General features: G+C 69.5%; 16 protein-coding genes. 4 read left to right on the top strand and 12 right to left on the bottom strand.

Annotated features, from left to right (window positions below; genetic code table 11):
- Position 1: 1 nt before the first annotated feature.
- From AC07RM_RS08185 to AC07RM_RS08175, 3 genes are read right to left on the bottom strand one after another with little or no spacing between them, the layout of a single operon-like run.
- Positions 2-484 carry an aromatic-ring-hydroxylating dioxygenase subunit beta gene (locus AC07RM_RS08185; protein ID WP_495334136.1) on the bottom strand — a complete coding sequence of 161 codons (483 nt, stop codon included), beginning with the start codon at positions 482-484 and terminating at the stop codon, positions 2-4.
- Positions 481-1,740: an aromatic ring-hydroxylating dioxygenase subunit alpha gene (locus tag AC07RM_RS08180; protein ID WP_208509105.1), complete on the bottom strand. Its 1,260-nt coding sequence runs from the start codon at positions 1,738-1,740 to the stop codon at positions 481-483. The genes AC07RM_RS08185 and AC07RM_RS08180 overlap by 4 nt, the downstream gene beginning before the upstream one ends.
- Before the next feature lie 30 nt (positions 1,741-1,770).
- A complete protein-coding gene (locus AC07RM_RS08175) occupies positions 1,771-2,763 on the bottom strand; it encodes a 2Fe-2S iron-sulfur cluster-binding protein (RefSeq protein ID WP_495334135.1) in 993 nt (330 codons plus the stop codon).
- A 128-nt stretch (positions 2,764-2,891) separates the two neighbouring features.
- Here AC07RM_RS08175 and AC07RM_RS08170 point away from each other — a divergent pair, with 128 nt between their 5' ends.
- Together AC07RM_RS08170 and AC07RM_RS08165 are read left to right on the top strand one after the other, a co-directional pair.
- A complete protein-coding gene (locus AC07RM_RS08170) occupies positions 2,892-3,806 on the top strand; it encodes a LysR family transcriptional regulator (RefSeq protein WP_495334134.1) in 915 nt (304 codons plus the stop codon).
- Positions 3,807-3,861: 55 nt separating this feature from the next.
- Entirely contained in the window at positions 3,862-4,677 is an 816-nt protein-coding gene (locus AC07RM_RS08165; protein ID WP_495334133.1) for an AraC family transcriptional regulator, read from the top strand.
- Here AC07RM_RS08165 and AC07RM_RS08160 read toward each other — a convergent pair whose 3' ends face one another.
- Positions 4,678-5,562, bottom strand: coding sequence for an NAD(P)-dependent oxidoreductase (locus AC07RM_RS08160; RefSeq protein ID WP_495334173.1), 885 nt, complete (start codon positions 5,560-5,562; stop codon positions 4,678-4,680). It abuts the gene before it with no gap.
- Between the two features lie 228 nt (positions 5,563-5,790).
- On the opposite strand from AC07RM_RS08160, the gene AC07RM_RS08155 reads away from it, so the two are divergent.
- The gene (locus AC07RM_RS08155; protein WP_495334132.1) at positions 5,791-6,450 is read left to right on the top strand and encodes an outer membrane beta-barrel protein; all 660 of its coding nucleotides are present in this window, start codon (positions 5,791-5,793) and stop codon (positions 6,448-6,450) included.
- Between the two features lie 8 nt (positions 6,451-6,458).
- On the opposite strand, the gene AC07RM_RS08150 is transcribed toward AC07RM_RS08155, so the two are convergent.
- The 7 genes from AC07RM_RS08150 to AC07RM_RS08120 all read right to left on the bottom strand — a co-directional run bounded on the left by AC07RM_RS08150 (position 6,459) and on the right by AC07RM_RS08120 (position 11,255).
- Positions 6,459-7,115: a 2'-5' RNA ligase family protein gene (locus tag AC07RM_RS08150; RefSeq protein ID WP_495334131.1), complete on the bottom strand. Its 657-nt coding sequence runs from the start codon at positions 7,113-7,115 to the stop codon at positions 6,459-6,461.
- A 176-nt stretch (positions 7,116-7,291) separates the two neighbouring features.
- Positions 7,292-7,900: a nitroreductase family protein gene (locus AC07RM_RS08145; RefSeq protein WP_495334130.1), complete on the bottom strand. Its 609-nt coding sequence runs from the start codon at positions 7,898-7,900 to the stop codon at positions 7,292-7,294.
- A gap of 233 nt (positions 7,901-8,133) precedes the next feature.
- Complete coding sequence (locus tag AC07RM_RS08140) at positions 8,134-8,493, bottom strand: hypothetical protein (RefSeq protein ID WP_296787891.1); 360 nt, start codon at positions 8,491-8,493, stop codon at positions 8,134-8,136.
- A gap of 90 nt (positions 8,494-8,583) precedes the next feature.
- Entirely contained in the window at positions 8,584-8,967 is a 384-nt protein-coding gene (locus AC07RM_RS08135; protein ID WP_495334129.1) for a roadblock/LC7 domain-containing protein, read from the bottom strand.
- Positions 8,964-9,506, bottom strand: a complete 543-nt coding sequence (locus AC07RM_RS08130) for a GTP-binding protein (RefSeq protein WP_296787887.1) — start codon at positions 9,504-9,506, stop codon at positions 8,964-8,966. The genes AC07RM_RS08135 and AC07RM_RS08130 overlap by 4 nt, the downstream gene beginning before the upstream one ends.
- A gap of 12 nt (positions 9,507-9,518) precedes the next feature.
- Entirely contained in the window at positions 9,519-10,142 is a 624-nt protein-coding gene (locus tag AC07RM_RS08125; RefSeq protein WP_495334128.1) for a hypothetical protein, read from the bottom strand.
- Between the two features lie 210 nt (positions 10,143-10,352).
- Positions 10,353-11,255 (bottom strand): LysR family transcriptional regulator, encoded by a 903-nt coding sequence (locus tag AC07RM_RS08120; RefSeq protein ID WP_495334127.1) that lies wholly within the window; start codon positions 11,253-11,255, stop codon positions 10,353-10,355.
- A gap of 131 nt (positions 11,256-11,386) precedes the next feature.
- On the opposite strand from AC07RM_RS08120, the gene AC07RM_RS08115 reads away from it, so the two are divergent.
- Positions 11,387-12,253 carry a pirin family protein gene (locus AC07RM_RS08115; RefSeq protein WP_495334126.1) on the top strand — a complete coding sequence of 289 codons (867 nt, stop codon included), beginning with the start codon at positions 11,387-11,389 and terminating at the stop codon, positions 12,251-12,253.
- Between the two features lie 42 nt (positions 12,254-12,295).
- Here the strand turns inward: AC07RM_RS08115 and AC07RM_RS08110 are convergent, their stop codons facing one another.
- A complete protein-coding gene (locus AC07RM_RS08110) occupies positions 12,296-13,234 on the bottom strand; it encodes a LysR family transcriptional regulator (RefSeq protein WP_495334125.1) in 939 nt (312 codons plus the stop codon).
- Positions 13,235-13,283 lie beyond the last annotated feature (49 nt).

Here is a 13,283-nt window from a genome sequence, read left to right as displayed (position 1 = left end):
CTCAGATCGGATAGATGATGGAATTCGGGATCATTTCGCTGTCGAACACGCACAGGCGCGACGCGAACTTCAGGCCTTCGACCGTGGGCACGATGCGGTCGATGTAGCGGCCCACGTTGAACACGGTCGAGGGCCCGTCGAGCTTGGTGCGGAACACCGCGTAGTTGGCCTCGCTGTGGATGGCGCCGTCGTCGTCGACGCCGTGCACCACCGGCAGGCCGACCACATGGCGCTGGTAGTACGGGTCGTGGAACAGCGTCTCCTGGATGCCGTAGACGCGGTCCTCGAGCATGCCGCGGCTCTCGAAGGACAGCGTGGCCAGCGGCAGGCCGCGCTCGTGGTTCTCGCGCGGCTGCAGGCGGTAGCTGCACTGCTCGGTGAAGAAGGCCGGCCACAGGCTCCATTGGCCCGAATCGACCGCGTGGGCGTAGGCCGCGTAGAGCCGGGCCAGGTCGAGGTAGGCGGCGGGGTCGAGCTGCTTCATGCGGCCTCCATCACTTCGCGCCAGTAGCGGTACATGCCGCGGATCAGCGTCTCGGTCACCATGTGGTCGGTGTTCTCGACCTCGCGCCCGCCGAGCTCGGCCAGCGTGCGGTGGTAGGGCTTCTGCTCGAAGCCCTGCTGCGAGAACTCGATCACCTCGCCGTCGTCGGCCGATACGAAGCCCGCCGGCCCGAACAGGTTGGCCTGGCGCAGGCGGCGCTGCGTCATCTCCTCGCTGTCGTCCTCGAAGCCGAAATGGGTCCAGACGAAATCGAAGGCATCGTGGCCCACGGGCTGGATGTGGCGCGTCGACACGCTGTTGACCTGCTGCTGCAGGATCAGGCTCGGGAACAGCGTCATCATCACCGCGGTCGGCCCACCCCACCAGGGCTCGGGCACGATGTCGAGGAAGCGCGGGTCCTTGAGCTGCATGCTCTCCTTGAAGCTGGAGACCTGCGTCACCTGCGCGGCCTTGCCCGCGCTGCCGCGCGTGGAGATCATCGCGGCGTGGCGCCCGCGCGCATCCATCTTGAGCTCCGACTTGTTGTCGGCGCGCCAGAGCCCGAAGGTCACGAACCAGGTATGGAGCAGGCCCGGGTGATACGGGTCCTTGATGTTCTCCTGCATCAGCTTCCAGTTGCCGGGGATGCGCTGGCGGCTGTAGCCGAGGATGGTGAGCTTGCGGCCGTCGAACAGCCGGTCGAAGTAGCGCAGGATCTCGGGGCCGAGGAAGTCCTCGAACGATTCGATGTCGTGGTCGAAGGAGGCGAACACCACGCCGCCGCGCCGCGCGACCTTGAGCTTGTTGAGGCCGTTCTCCTCGAGCTTGAAGTCCCCCGGCATGCCGCCGTTGACCTTGCCGTCCTGCTTCACGCCGCGGCGGAACGGCACGCCCTGCAGGTCGCCCTTGAGCGAGTAGTTCCACTGGTGGTAGGGGCAGACGAAGTCCTTGCGGTTGCCCTGGCGCTCGCGGCAGAACTGCATGCCGCGGTGCGCGCAGACGTTCTCCACCACGTGGATCTCGCCTTCCATGTCGCGCACCAGGATCACCGAGCGCTCGCCGACGGCGGTGCGCTTGAAGTCCCCGGGGTTCGGGATCTCGGCCTCGAGGCCGACATAGCACCAGTGCTTCTCGTAGAAGAAGCGCTGCAGCTCCTTCCTGTGCAGTTCCTCGTCGGTGTAGGCCTTGAACGGGATGCGGCTGGTCTGCTCGTTCTCCCAGCGCAGCTCGATGGGGAACACGGCTTGCGTTGTCATCGCGGGTCTCCTTGTCTTTCCGGCAATTCTTCAGGTGCCTTGCAGGTAGAAGGCATCGGCATGGATCTGCTCGGGCGCGAGGCCGCGGCCGCGCACCAGTTGCGTCACGGCCTCGACCATCGGCGGCGAGCCGCAGAGGTAGGCGCGCCAGCCCTCGAGGCTGCCTGGCCAGTCGGCGCGGATCGCGTCGGTGATCAGGCCCAGGCGCTGGCCGGCCTCGGCCGGGCCGGCGACCACCACCACCTGCACCGTCAGGCGCGGATGCAGCGCCTGCAGTTCGCGCAGCTCGGCGAGGCCATAGACGTCGGCCCCCGAGCGCACGCCGAGGTAGAGGTGGATCGATTGCTGCGTGAGCCCGGCTTCGATGGCGCCGCGCACGATCGACAGGATCGGCGCCAGCCCGGTGCCGCCGGCCGCGCAGAGCATCGGCCCGCGGTGCTTCGTGCGCAGGTAGGCGGTGCCCAGCGGACCGCTGACGCGCACCGCGTCGCCCACGCGCAGTTGCTCGAACACATGCGCGGTAACGCGGCCGCCGGGCACGCGGCGCACGTGGAACTCGAGCTCGTCGTCGCGGCTCAGCCCAGCCATCGAGTACGGCCGCGCGAGCCCCGGTGCGAACTGCAATTGCGCGTACTGGCCGGGCGAGAACTCCAGCGGCTTGTTGGGCTTCAGGCGCAGGCGGCGGATGTCGTGGGTCAGCGTCTCGATGCCGGAGACCGTGGCCTTGAGCACCCGCGCCGGATGCACCACCACCTCGTCGGGCTCGGGGATCTCGATCGCGCAGCTCTCAGTCAGGGTGGCCTGGCAGGCCAGCACGTAGCGCTCGCCCTGGCTGTCGGGGCGGATGGCATCCTGGCCCGCATCGAGCACATGGCCCGACACCAGCTTGCAGCGGCAGGTGCCGCAGCGCCCGGCCATGCAGCTGTACGACACCGGCACATGGTGCTCGCGCAGCACCTCGAGCAGGTTCGCGCCGGGGCGGACCTCGAGCGTGCGGGCCAGGGGGTGGATGTGCAGGTCCATCGGATCTTCTTCTCGTGGGCGGGCGCGCTGCGCCGGTTGTCTCGGGGACGGATGATGCGCGGCCGTCGCCGATTGACCAATAGAATTCCGTGAATCCTCTTCATCACCGAAATGAATAAAGGTCCGGCATGCAGCTCAAGGACATCGACCTCAACCTGTTGCTGGTGTTCGACCGCATGCTGGCCGAGAAGCGCGTGTCGGCCGTGGCCGCATCGCTGGGCCTGTCGCAGCCCGCGATCAGCAACGCGCTCGCGCGGCTGCGCAAGCTGCTGGGTGACGAGCTGTTCCTGCGCACCGCGCGCGGCATGGAGCCCACGCCCTTCGCGCTGCAGCTGGCCGAGCCGGTGGCCTATGCGATGGGCGCGCTGCACACCGCGCTCAACCAGCAGGTGGTGTTCGACCCGGCCACCAGCACGCGCGCCTTCGCGCTCGCGATGACCGACATCGGCGAGATCTACTTCACGCCGAAGCTGATGGCCGCGCTGTCGGCGGTCGCGCCGGGCGTGACCATCAGCACCGTGCGCAACAACACCGCCACCAACCTGCGCGAGGAGCTCGAGGCCGGCCATGTCGACCTGGCGATCGGGCTGCTGCCGCAGCTCAAGTCGGGCGTGTTCCAGCGCCGGTTGTTCCGCCAGCGCTACGTGTGCCTGTTCGCCGGCAGCCATCCGCTCGCGAAGAAGCGCAGCGTGTCGCTCAAGGACTTCGTCGCGGCCGACCACGTGCTGGTGCAGGCCGCGGGCACCGGCCACGGCAAGGCCGACGACGTGATGGCCGCGCAGGTCATCCAGCGGCGTATCCGGCTGCGCGTGCCGCACTTCGTGGCCATCGGCCACATCCTGCGTTCGGGCGACATGATCGCCACCGTGCCCGAGCGGCTCGCGCAGAGCATCGCCGAGCCCTTCGGGCTGGTGTGGCGCCCGCACCCCGTAGCACTGCCGCAGATCGCGATCAACCTGTTCTGGCACGCCAAGCTGCACCGCGACCCGGGCAACCAGTGGCTGCGCGGCCTGTTGTTCGACCAGTTCGCCGACGGCGACTGAGCACGGTCTTCGGGTTCGGCGTACAAACACGGCCATCGCCCCTTTCCGCATCACGATGGCGCCCTCCCCCCGCATCCGGATCGCTCCCGGCACCGAAGGCATCGAACGCCTCGAGGCCCATCTGCACGGCCAGGCCTTCTCGCCGCACCGCCACGACACCTACGCGATCGGCATCACGCTCGCGGGCGTGCAGCGCTTTCGCTACCGCGGCTCGCAGCAACAGTGCCTGCCTGGCCAGTGCCACGTGCTGCATCCCGACGAGCTGCACGACGGCGGCGCGGGCACCGACGACGGCTTCGGCTACCGCATCCTCTACGTCGACCCGGCGCTGGTGCAGCGCGCGCTGCACGGCAAGCCACTGCCCTTCGTGGCGCAACCCGTGCTCGATGCGACGCGGCTGCGGGCCCTCGGCACGGGCCCGCGCACCGCGCGCGAGCTCTGGGACTTCGACGCCGCGATCGACGACGAGGTGCTGCGCACCGAGCTCGCGGTCGCGGTGGCGCAGCTGCTGGCCAACGCCGCCACCGGGCAACCCCAGGCACCCGGCTCGCTCGAACTCGCGGGCCTCACGCGCGTGCGCGACCACATCGCCGCCACGCCGACCGAGCGCCCCGCGATGGCGGCGCTCGAGCGCCTGGCCGGGCTCGACCGCTGGTCGCTCGCGCGCCAGTTCCGCGCGGCCTTCGGCACCAGCCCGAGCCGCTTCCGCACGCTGCGCCAGCTCGACGCGGTGCGCCAACTGCTGCGGCGCGGCAGCTCGCTGGCCGATGCGGCCGACGCGGCCGGCTTCGCCGACCAGAGCCACATGTCGCGCCAGTTCAAGCAGGCCTACGGCCTCACGCCCGCGCGCTGGAGCGCGGCGCTGGGCTGATCAGCGCGCGCCGGCGTCAGTGCGCGCCTCGATCGCGCGCACCACGGCCGCCATGTCGAGCGCGCCCAGGCCCAGCGCCTGCGTCTCGCCATAGAGCGCATGGCAGGCATCGAGCAGCGGCGAGGCCACGCCGGCCGCGCGCGCCGCCTCGGCCACCAGCCGGTTGTTCTTGAGCACGTCGGTGATCGAGGCCTGCACCTCGAAGTCCTGCGCGAGCAGCTTCTGCGCCTTCATGCGCGACACGGCGCTGGCCATCGGCCCGGCCTCGAGCACCGACACCAGCTTGCGCGTGTCGAGCCCATGGCGGTCGGCGAAATGGAAGGCCTCCGCGAGGCCCGTGACCATGGTGATCAGGAACAGGTTGACCGAGAGCTTCATGAGCAGCGCCTGCGGCACCGGGCCGCAGACCACGGTCTCGTGGCACATGGGCTTGAGCAGCGGGCGCAGCGCTTCCACCGCGTCCGCGTCGCCGGCCAGCATCGCCACCAGTTGCCCGGCCTCGGCCGGCTTGCGCGAACCCGAGACCGGCGCCTCGACATAGCGCCCGCCCGCGGCGCGGACCGCGTCGGCCAGCCCCTGCGAATACGCGGCCGAGGTCGTGCCCATGTGGACGATGGTGCGCCCCGCGACGTTGTCCGCGAAGGCCGGCGTACCGCGGCCCAGCGCCTCGTCGATCGCCTCGCCGTGGGCCAGCATCAGGATCGCGATGCGCGTGCGGCGCAGCACCTGCGCGGGCGTGTCGGCGACCTGCGCGCCGGCTTCGCGCAAGGGCTCGGCGCGCGCGGGCGAGCGGTTCCACACAACGAGCGGCGTGCCCGCGCGCGCGAGGTTGAGCGCCATGGGCTGGCCCATGACGCCGAGTCCGATGAATCCTAGGGGTCCGATGTCAGTCAACCGTGTCTCCGTGAATGCATGAATGGATGGGGAATGGCGTGGCACCTTAGCCCTCGGTGCAGGCCGCGTCTTGAAGCTTTGTGCAGCGACCACCTTCACGAAGCCTTCAGGGGAGGCGCAGCCTTTCTTCAGGCTCGGTTTCGAGAATGAACGCAACCACCGGCGCACCGCGTGCCGCCGTTGGCTCCCTTCTTTTCATCCCACTTTTCCAGGCATTCCATGCATTCGAAGCCCGCCTCGTTTCCGAAGACCTCGTCCCTGCGCACCGCCCTCCTCCTGTCCGCCCTGCTGCTGGGCGCCGCCGCGTCGATGAAGGCCGGCGCCGCCGAGTACGGCAAGGAACCCACGCGCCTGTACGTCGGCGGCGCCATCGGCCGCTCGAGCTACAGCCTGCCCTCGTCCTCGCGCGTGCCCGTGCCCTGGGGCGGCGAGAAGAACAGCAAGAGCGGCACCGCGTTCAAGGTCTATGGCGGCTACCGCTTCACCGACACCTTCGGCGTGGAAGGCGGCTATGCGCGGCTGGGCCGCGTGAAGCAGTGGAACACCAGCTACAGCGTGTTCGGCGCGAACTCGGTGCTCGAGAGCGGCACCGGCCAGGTGTTCTACGCGGCCGCCACCGCGCGGCTGCCGCTGGGCGAATCCTTCGCGCTCAACGGCCGGCTCGGCGTGGCGCACGGCCGGGTCTCGGCCGGCAACAGCCACCGCCTGTTCGGCGGCGAGAGCATCGGCGGCAACGGCACGGGCCTCATGGCCGGCTTCGGCGCCGAGTACGCGGTGACGCGCAATCTCTCGATCACCGCCGACTACGACTACTTCGGCAAGGTCTCGAAGCACGCCAAGGCCGGCCTGCTGACCGTGGGCGTGCGCGCGAACTTCTGACGCCGGCGTCAGCCCGGCAGCGCCCAGCGGCCCAGCACCTCGTGCACGCCCTCGGCGCGCCGGCTGTCGATCAGCGCGAAGCTCGCGGCGGTCCAGCGCACCGGCTCGACCATGGCCGGCTCCATCGCGCCGCGCATGTACGACAGCGTGAGGTGGGGCGTGAAGGCGCGCTTGGGCGCGAAGCCCGCATCGGCCAGCACCTCGCCCAGGCGCTGCCTGAAGGCCGCGAGCGCGGCCACCTCGGCGTTCTCGCCGCCGAGCAGCGCGCAGGCGCCCTTGGCGAAGCGCATCGCGCTGTCGAACGCCACCTCGAAGCGCGGCAGATGCAGCCGCGAGGCGGCCGCGATCGCGAGCTCGACCTTGTCGCGCGGCAACTCGTCATGCTCACCCAGGTCGTGCAGCGTGACGTGCAGCCGGTCGGGCTCCACATGCATGGCACGGAGGTCCCGTTCCGCATGCCATTGCGCGCTCCAGGCCGCGATGCGCGCGGCATCTTCCTCGCCGGGATGGATCGCGAAGAACAGCACATGCGCCGGCGGCGGCTTGCGCGGCGCGCGTTCGCCGGGCGTGGCGCGGCTGCGCGTGCGCAGCGGTGGCGGCGGTGCGTCGATGCCGGGCAGCAGCAACTGCTGTTCGCTCGCGGGGGCGGTGCGGCGGGACTTCATGCGCGTCGGCCCTCGTGCGGGGACGTGGGTGCGCGGCGGCGGGTGTGGCGGATGGCGGCAGTCAAGCGTGGGGGCGCGTGCGGTGGCGGTCGAGGACCGCACGGCGGATGGCATTCGTTGGGGGGCTGAATGGTACAGATGCCCGGCGCGATCCGGGACCGCCGCGCGAAGAAATTTCAGCGCGCCGCGTCGACCGCCGGGCCCGTCCATTCGCGCACGAAGGACTCGGGCGCACGGCGCTCGGGCGCGCGCGTCGCCTCCTTCGCCGTGCCGACGTAGAGGAAGCCCAGCAGCCGGTCCGCCTCGCCCAGGCCCAGCGCGCGCTGCACCCGCGGGTCGTAGCTGTTGAGCCCCGTGGCCCAGAAGCCGCCATAGCCCAGCAGGTGCAGCGCATTGAGCATGTTCATCGCGGCGGCGCCGACCGCCAGCACCTGCTCGGACTCGGGGATCTTGTGCGGCGCCAGCACGCGCGCGCAGAGCGCGATCAGCAGCGGCGCGGCCATCGCCTTGTTGCGAAAGCGCTCGCCGTCTTCTTCGGGATCGCGTTGCCGCGCGGCTCGTGCGAACACTTCGCCGAGCGCGATGCGGGCATCGCCGCGGATGGTGAGGAAGCGCCAGGGTTGCAACTGGCCGTGGTCGGGGGCGCGCAGCGCGGCCTGGAACACCAGGTCGAGGTCCTGCGCCGAGGGTGCGGGATCGGTCAGCGGCCAGGGGGAATGGCGTTGCAGCAGCAGGTCGAACGCTTCGCGCCGGACGGAACGGGAGATGGAGGTGTCGGCGTGCATGTCGGCGTCCTTCGAAACGAAACGAGGAAGCCGCCCCGCGGGAATGACAGGTGCTGCAAGGGTTCAGTGGCGGGCTGTCTCGCCGCGTCGGGCGAGATGGCTGGCATCCGGGTCCTCGTGCGTGACGAAGAGAGCGGTCACCAAGGTTCGACGGGGCGGCGAACGAGCGGCCATCGTATCGGCGCCGCATTGCCCATGCACCGGGTGCGCCTAAGGCACCCGGGCACGGACGCTCAGAAGTTCATGTCCTTCTCGACCTCCTGCAGCTTGCGCCGGGCCAGCGCCAGGTTCGACTTGGCCTTGTCGAGCACGAAGTAGATGAACACGCCCTCCTTCTGCGCCATCGGGCGCAGCAGGTGGTACTGCTTGCCGAGCGTGATCAGGATGTCCTCGATGCTGTCGTTGAGGCCGAGGGCACGCATCGTCTTGAGCTTGGCGCGCATCACTTCGGTATTGCCGGCGGCCGCCACCTCGAGGTCGACGCCGGAGCCGATGGCGCCCAGCATCATGCCGCTGGCGGAGTCGACCACGGCGGCGCACAGTGCGCCGTCGGCGGTCATGAGGTTGTCGAGGCTGTTCTGGATCGTGGCCATGTGTCTTGTTCCCTGTGGATCATGCGAATGAAAGGATGAAGCGGCGGCGTCGCATGCAACCCGCCTCCGCCGGAAATTGCGATCGACGCCTCAAGGCGCCTCGAGCGCCCGCACGCAGGCGGCGGTCCGGTACATCGCCTGAGCGAGGACCGCGCCGGCGTCGGCGATGACGTTCACCACCAGTTCCGTCTCGCCGTTGCGCACCGGGCTGACCAGCGCGAAGCCCTTGTCGGTGGCCACCGTGATGCAGGTGCAGCGACCGAGGCGCGCCTCCTGCGAGGCCACGGCGCCGATGGCGGCCATCGAACTGGCCATCGCGGCGATGCGCGAGGGGTCGAAGTCGCGCAGGCTGGCATGCGCGATCTCGAAGCCGTCGGGCGTGGCGACCACCACCGAGACGACACCGCTCGTCTCGTCGAGCACGCTGCGGGCCTCGGCCGCGGCACGCAGCTTGAGCGCGTGGGGAATGCTCATGGCGCGATCTCCTCGTCGATCACCTCGATCTGCATCAGCAAGGTCTCGATCAAGGCGACGACGTCGTCCTTGCGGCGCGGGTCCATCGCCAGCACCGGCAGCACCAGCCCGCGGGCCGCGAGCGCGCCGGCGTAGTCGTCGAGCGTGGGCGAAGGATGCGTGGGCAGCCGGGTGACGCCGATCGCGCAGGGCATCTTCTCGAGCGCACCCGCGAAGCCGTCGAGATAGGCCACCAGGTCCGCCAGCGGATCGGGCCGGCTGTTGTCGACCAGGATCGCGAGGCCCAGCGCATCGCGCACCAGGATCTTCCACATGAAGTCGAAGCGGGCCTGCCCCGGCGTGCCGTACAGGCGCAGCCGGTCGCCGTTGTCCAGCGTCAGCTGGCCGAAGTCGAGTCCCACCGTCGTGGTGGCCTTGGCCACGGAGGCATCGGCATTGGCGACCTCGGTGGCGATGGGCGCGGTTTCGCTGATGGCGGCGATGGCCGTGGTCTTGCCCACGCCCATCGGGCCCGTGAAGACGAGCTTGAAATCCCTCATGGCGTGCCGCGCTCAGAACAGGCCGAGACGCCGGCGGATGCGCGAGAGCAGCCCCTGCTTGTGTTGCCGCGCATCGGCGGCTGCGGCCACGCGAGGCGCGGGGATCGCTTCTTCCCGGACCCAGACCAGGGCCCCCTCTTCGTCGAGTAGGCGAAGGAAAACGCGGCACACCTCGGCATCGACCTGGCCTAGCACCCCGAGGCTCTCGGCCGATTGCGCGCTCCGGGCGAGCGCCGCCGCCAGCCGGACATGGGCCGGGTGGCACTGCAGCGTCGCCTGCGACGGCCAGCGGCTCAGCGAAGCACGCGCACCGGATGGCGCTGCATGGCCCGTCACCGCGCTCGGCGCGATCTGGTTGAGCAGCTCGACCAGTTCCTCGGCGTAGATGGGGCGCGCCAGCGCGGGACTGGGTGGCGTGGCGGCGGCGCCGTGGCGCGGCACCATCGGCACCACGAAACGGGCCGGCGGCGCCTGCCGCTCCGCGGCCGGGCCTTCGCCGTCGATCAGCAGCAGGTCGCAGGACTGCGATTCGCTGACCGTCCAGCGCGAACGGAGATTGGAGCTGAGGCGGACGATGATTCTCAGGAGCTCGACCTCAACCGGAGGGAGCCCCATCACGCCCAGAACGAGTGGCATACCTTCTTCCCTGACTGTCTTTTTTGGATGGTTGCATATTGTTATTGCTGTTAACCAAATGATGTACGGATGTACAAACGCGGTTTCAGATTCGGACAAACACTGAGAACAAATCCACAACACTTGTTGCCGAGGAGTCGGTTTGAGGTTGCGATGGAAGCGAACTGTTGCGGGTGAGGAACCGCGGCCCGAGGCGAATGGAACGCGGATTCAGTCCTCGTCCAGCGCCGCGAAGCGCTCCGCCAGAAAGTCCACCAGCGCCCGCACCGCCGGCAGCAGCCCGCGCCGCGAAGCGAACACCGCGTGGATGATCTCGCGCCGCGGTGCCCAGCCCTGGATCACGTGGATCAGCTCGCCGCGCGCGATCTGCTCGCGCACCATCATCGACGGCAGCTGCACAACGCCCACGCCCGCGAGGGCCGCGGCGCGCAGTGCGAGCATGCCGCGCGTGACGAGGCGCGGCTGATGGCGGATGGCGGCCTGCGCGCCATCGGGGCCGATCAGGGTCCACACATGCTCGTGCTGCGGTAGGCCCAGGTCCATGCTCGGCAGGCCCGCGAGGTCGGCGGGCACGCGCGGGATGCCGCCCGACAGCAATTTCGGATGCGCGACCAGGCACTGCCCGCGCTCGGCGAGCACGCGCATCACGAGCTCGCTGTCCTCGATCGGCGGCGGCCGCACGCGAATGGCCACGTCGACGCCCTCGCCCACCACGTCCACGCGGCGGTTGGTTTCCTCGAGGTGGATCTGCACGCGCGGGTGCGCGACCATGAAGGCCGCCACCATGTCGCCGACGTGCGTGTCGAGCAACGCCACCGGACAGGTCATGCGCACCACGCCGCGCGGCTCGGCCTGGGTCAGCGCGATGGCCTCGTCGGCCGCCTCGGCCTCGACCAGCATCGCCTTGCAGTGGCCGTAGTAGGTCTGGCCCGGCTCGGTGACGGCGAAGCGCCGCGTCGAGCGCTGGATCAGGCGCGTGCCCAGGCGCTCCTCGAGCAGCGCGATGCGCCGGCTGAGCTTGGACTTGGGCATGCCCAGCGCGCGGCCCGCGGGCGCGAAGCCGCCGTGGTCCACCACCTGCACGTAGTAGTAGAGATCGTTCAGATCCTTCATCGCTCTCGCCCCTCATCGTTCACAAAATAGAACGCTGATGGCAAATATCGCCATCTACCGCATCAATCGTTCAACCCATATTCTCTATCCATCGGCCAGGACCCTCGTCCTGGCGACGCAAGGAGATGAAGATGAAGAAGGTTCTCGGTGTCTACAGCGCCCCTCGCACGCACTGGGTGGGCGACGGTTTTCCGGTGCGCTCGCTGTTCGGCTACGACGGCCTGGGCAAGCACCTGAGCCCGTTCCTGCTGCTCGACCATGCGGCGCCGACCGCCTTCGAACCGGCCGTCCGCCCGCGCGGCGTGGGCCAGCATCCGCACCGCGGTTTCGAAACCGTGACCATCGTCTACCAGGGCGAGGTCGAGCATCGGGACTCCACCGGCGCGGGCGGCCTGATCGGCCCGGGCGACGTGCAATGGATGACCGCCGGCGGCGGCATCCTGCACGAGGAGTTCCACTCGCGCGGCTTCACCGAGCGCGGCGGCACGATGGAGATGGTGCAGCTCTGGGTCAACCTGCCCGCGAAGGACAAGATGGCCGAGCCCGGCTACCAGACCCTGCTCGACGCGCAGATCCCGTCGGTGGACCTGCCCGAGGGCGCGGGCCGGGTGCGCGTGATCGCCGGCGACTTCGACGGCCACCGCGGCCCGGCGCGCACCTTCACGCCGATGGACGTTTGGGACCTTCGCATCGCCCAGGGCCGCACCGGGCGCTTCGAGGCGAAGGAAGGCCGCACCCTCGCGCTGGTGGTGCTGCGCGGCACGGTGCTGGTCAACGGCGAGACGATCGCGCGTGAGGGGCATCTGGTGCACCTGGACACAGCCGGCAGCGGCGTGGAGATCGAGGCCAACAGCGACGCGACGGTGCTGTGGCTGTCGGGCGAACCGATCGACGAGCCCGTGGTGGGCTACGGTCCGTTCGTGATGAACAGCGAGGCCGAGATCCGCCAGGCCATGGCCGACTTCAACGGCGGCCGCTTCGGGCGCATGCCGGCCTGAGCGATCGAGCCCCCGCGTTTCGAGAAGACGCGGGGCTTTTTTTCAGGGGCCGTCGCCGGCCCGCAGATCCGACTCGCGCGTCACCGTCTTGGCCAGCAGCCGCAAGGTGCTCGCGCAGGCGGCGACCGCCTCGGACAGCACGCCGCTGCGCCGGTAGGCCAGCCCCAGGTCCATCGACGGCACCGCGCCCGCCATCGCCGTGCGGCGAATGCGCCCGCCGTCGTGCGACCACGGGCGAAACACGAGGTCCGACAGGATCGTCACGCCGACGTTCTGTGCGACCAGGCTGCGCACGGCCTCGATCGACTTGGTACGGAACACGACCTTGGGTTCGAGCTTCGCCGCGCCCCAGTAGCGGCCCACGGTCTCCACGTGCTCGTCCATGTCGAGCAGCACGAAGGGAAGCTCCGCGATCTCGCGCAACGACACCGACTGCCCGGTGGCCAAGGGATGGTCGAGCGAGGTCCACAGGCGCCGCTGCGACTTCAGCAGGTTTTCGCGCCGGATGTCGGACGCCTGCGAGAGGTTCGAGACGAGCACCACGGCCAGGTCGAACTCGCCGCTGCGCAGCCCCGCCTCGATCTCCTCGCGGTTGCGCTCGACCGGCTCGAACTCGATCAGCGGCAGTTGCCGGCGCATGGCGCCGATGATCTTCGGCAGCATGTATTCGGACACGGTGTCCGTGATGGCGATGCGCACGCGCCCTTCGACCGAGGATGCCGAGCCGTGGGTCTCCTCCACCGCCACCTCGAGCGTGCGCAGGATGTGCTGCGCGTGGCGCAGGAAGCCTTCGCCATGCACCGTGAGCCGCAGCCCGTCGGAGTGCCGCGTGAAGAGCTGGACCTTCAGCGCGGTCTCGAGATTGCGCAGCGAGGTCGTCAACGAGGGCTGGCTCACATAGCAGCGCTGCGCCGCGCGCGAGACTTGGCCCGTGTGGGCCGTGGCGACGAAATGCTGCAGCTGCTTGATCGTGATCGACATAGATCGATCCTATATCACTCTATTGATATTCAATATTTGAATTGGTGGA

It is taken from the genome of Variovorax sp. GW821-FHT09B05, assembly GCF_059418265.1.
Note: the sequence above shows the minus strand (reverse complement) of the source record. Positions and strands in the feature narration are given on the sequence as shown.

Bases quoted from the DNA above. Each gene is read 5' to 3' on its own strand.
- AC07RM_RS08110 (WP_495334125.1), bottom strand. From the start codon at position 13,234: ATGTCGATCACGATCAAGCAGCTGCAGCATTTCGTCGCCACGGCCCAC.
- AC07RM_RS08120 (WP_495334127.1), bottom strand. From the start codon at position 11,255: ATGAAGGATCTGAACGATCTCTACTACTACGTGCAGGTGGTGGACCAC.
- AC07RM_RS08135 (WP_495334129.1), bottom strand. From the start codon at position 8,967: ATGAGCATTCCCCACGCGCTCAAGCTGCGTGCCGCGGCCGAGGCCCGC.
- AC07RM_RS08125 (WP_495334128.1), bottom strand. From the start codon at position 10,142: ATGCCACTCGTTCTGGGCGTGATGGGGCTCCCTCCGGTTGAGGTCGAG.
- AC07RM_RS08165 (WP_495334133.1), top strand. From the start codon at position 3,862: ATGGCGCCCTCCCCCCGCATCCGGATCGCTCCCGGCACCGAAGGCATC.
- AC07RM_RS08140 (WP_296787891.1), bottom strand. From the start codon at position 8,493: ATGGCCACGATCCAGAACAGCCTCGACAACCTCATGACCGCCGACGGC.
- AC07RM_RS08185 (WP_495334136.1), bottom strand. From the start codon at position 484: ATGAAGCAGCTCGACCCCGCCGCCTACCTCGACCTGGCCCGGCTCTAC.
- AC07RM_RS08170 (WP_495334134.1), top strand. From the start codon at position 2,892: ATGCAGCTCAAGGACATCGACCTCAACCTGTTGCTGGTGTTCGACCGC.
- AC07RM_RS08180 (WP_208509105.1), bottom strand. From the start codon at position 1,740: ATGACAACGCAAGCCGTGTTCCCCATCGAGCTGCGCTGGGAGAACGAG.
- AC07RM_RS08175 (WP_495334135.1), bottom strand. From the start codon at position 2,763: ATGGACCTGCACATCCACCCCCTGGCCCGCACGCTCGAGGTCCGCCCC.
- AC07RM_RS08145 (WP_495334130.1), bottom strand. From the start codon at position 7,900: ATGCACGCCGACACCTCCATCTCCCGTTCCGTCCGGCGCGAAGCGTTC.
- AC07RM_RS08130 (WP_296787887.1), bottom strand. From the start codon at position 9,506: ATGAGGGATTTCAAGCTCGTCTTCACGGGCCCGATGGGCGTGGGCAAG.
- AC07RM_RS08155 (WP_495334132.1), top strand. From the start codon at position 5,791: ATGCATTCGAAGCCCGCCTCGTTTCCGAAGACCTCGTCCCTGCGCACC.
- AC07RM_RS08115 (WP_495334126.1), top strand. From the start codon at position 11,387: ATGAAGAAGGTTCTCGGTGTCTACAGCGCCCCTCGCACGCACTGGGTG.
- AC07RM_RS08150 (WP_495334131.1), bottom strand. From the start codon at position 7,115: ATGAAGTCCCGCCGCACCGCCCCCGCGAGCGAACAGCAGTTGCTGCTG.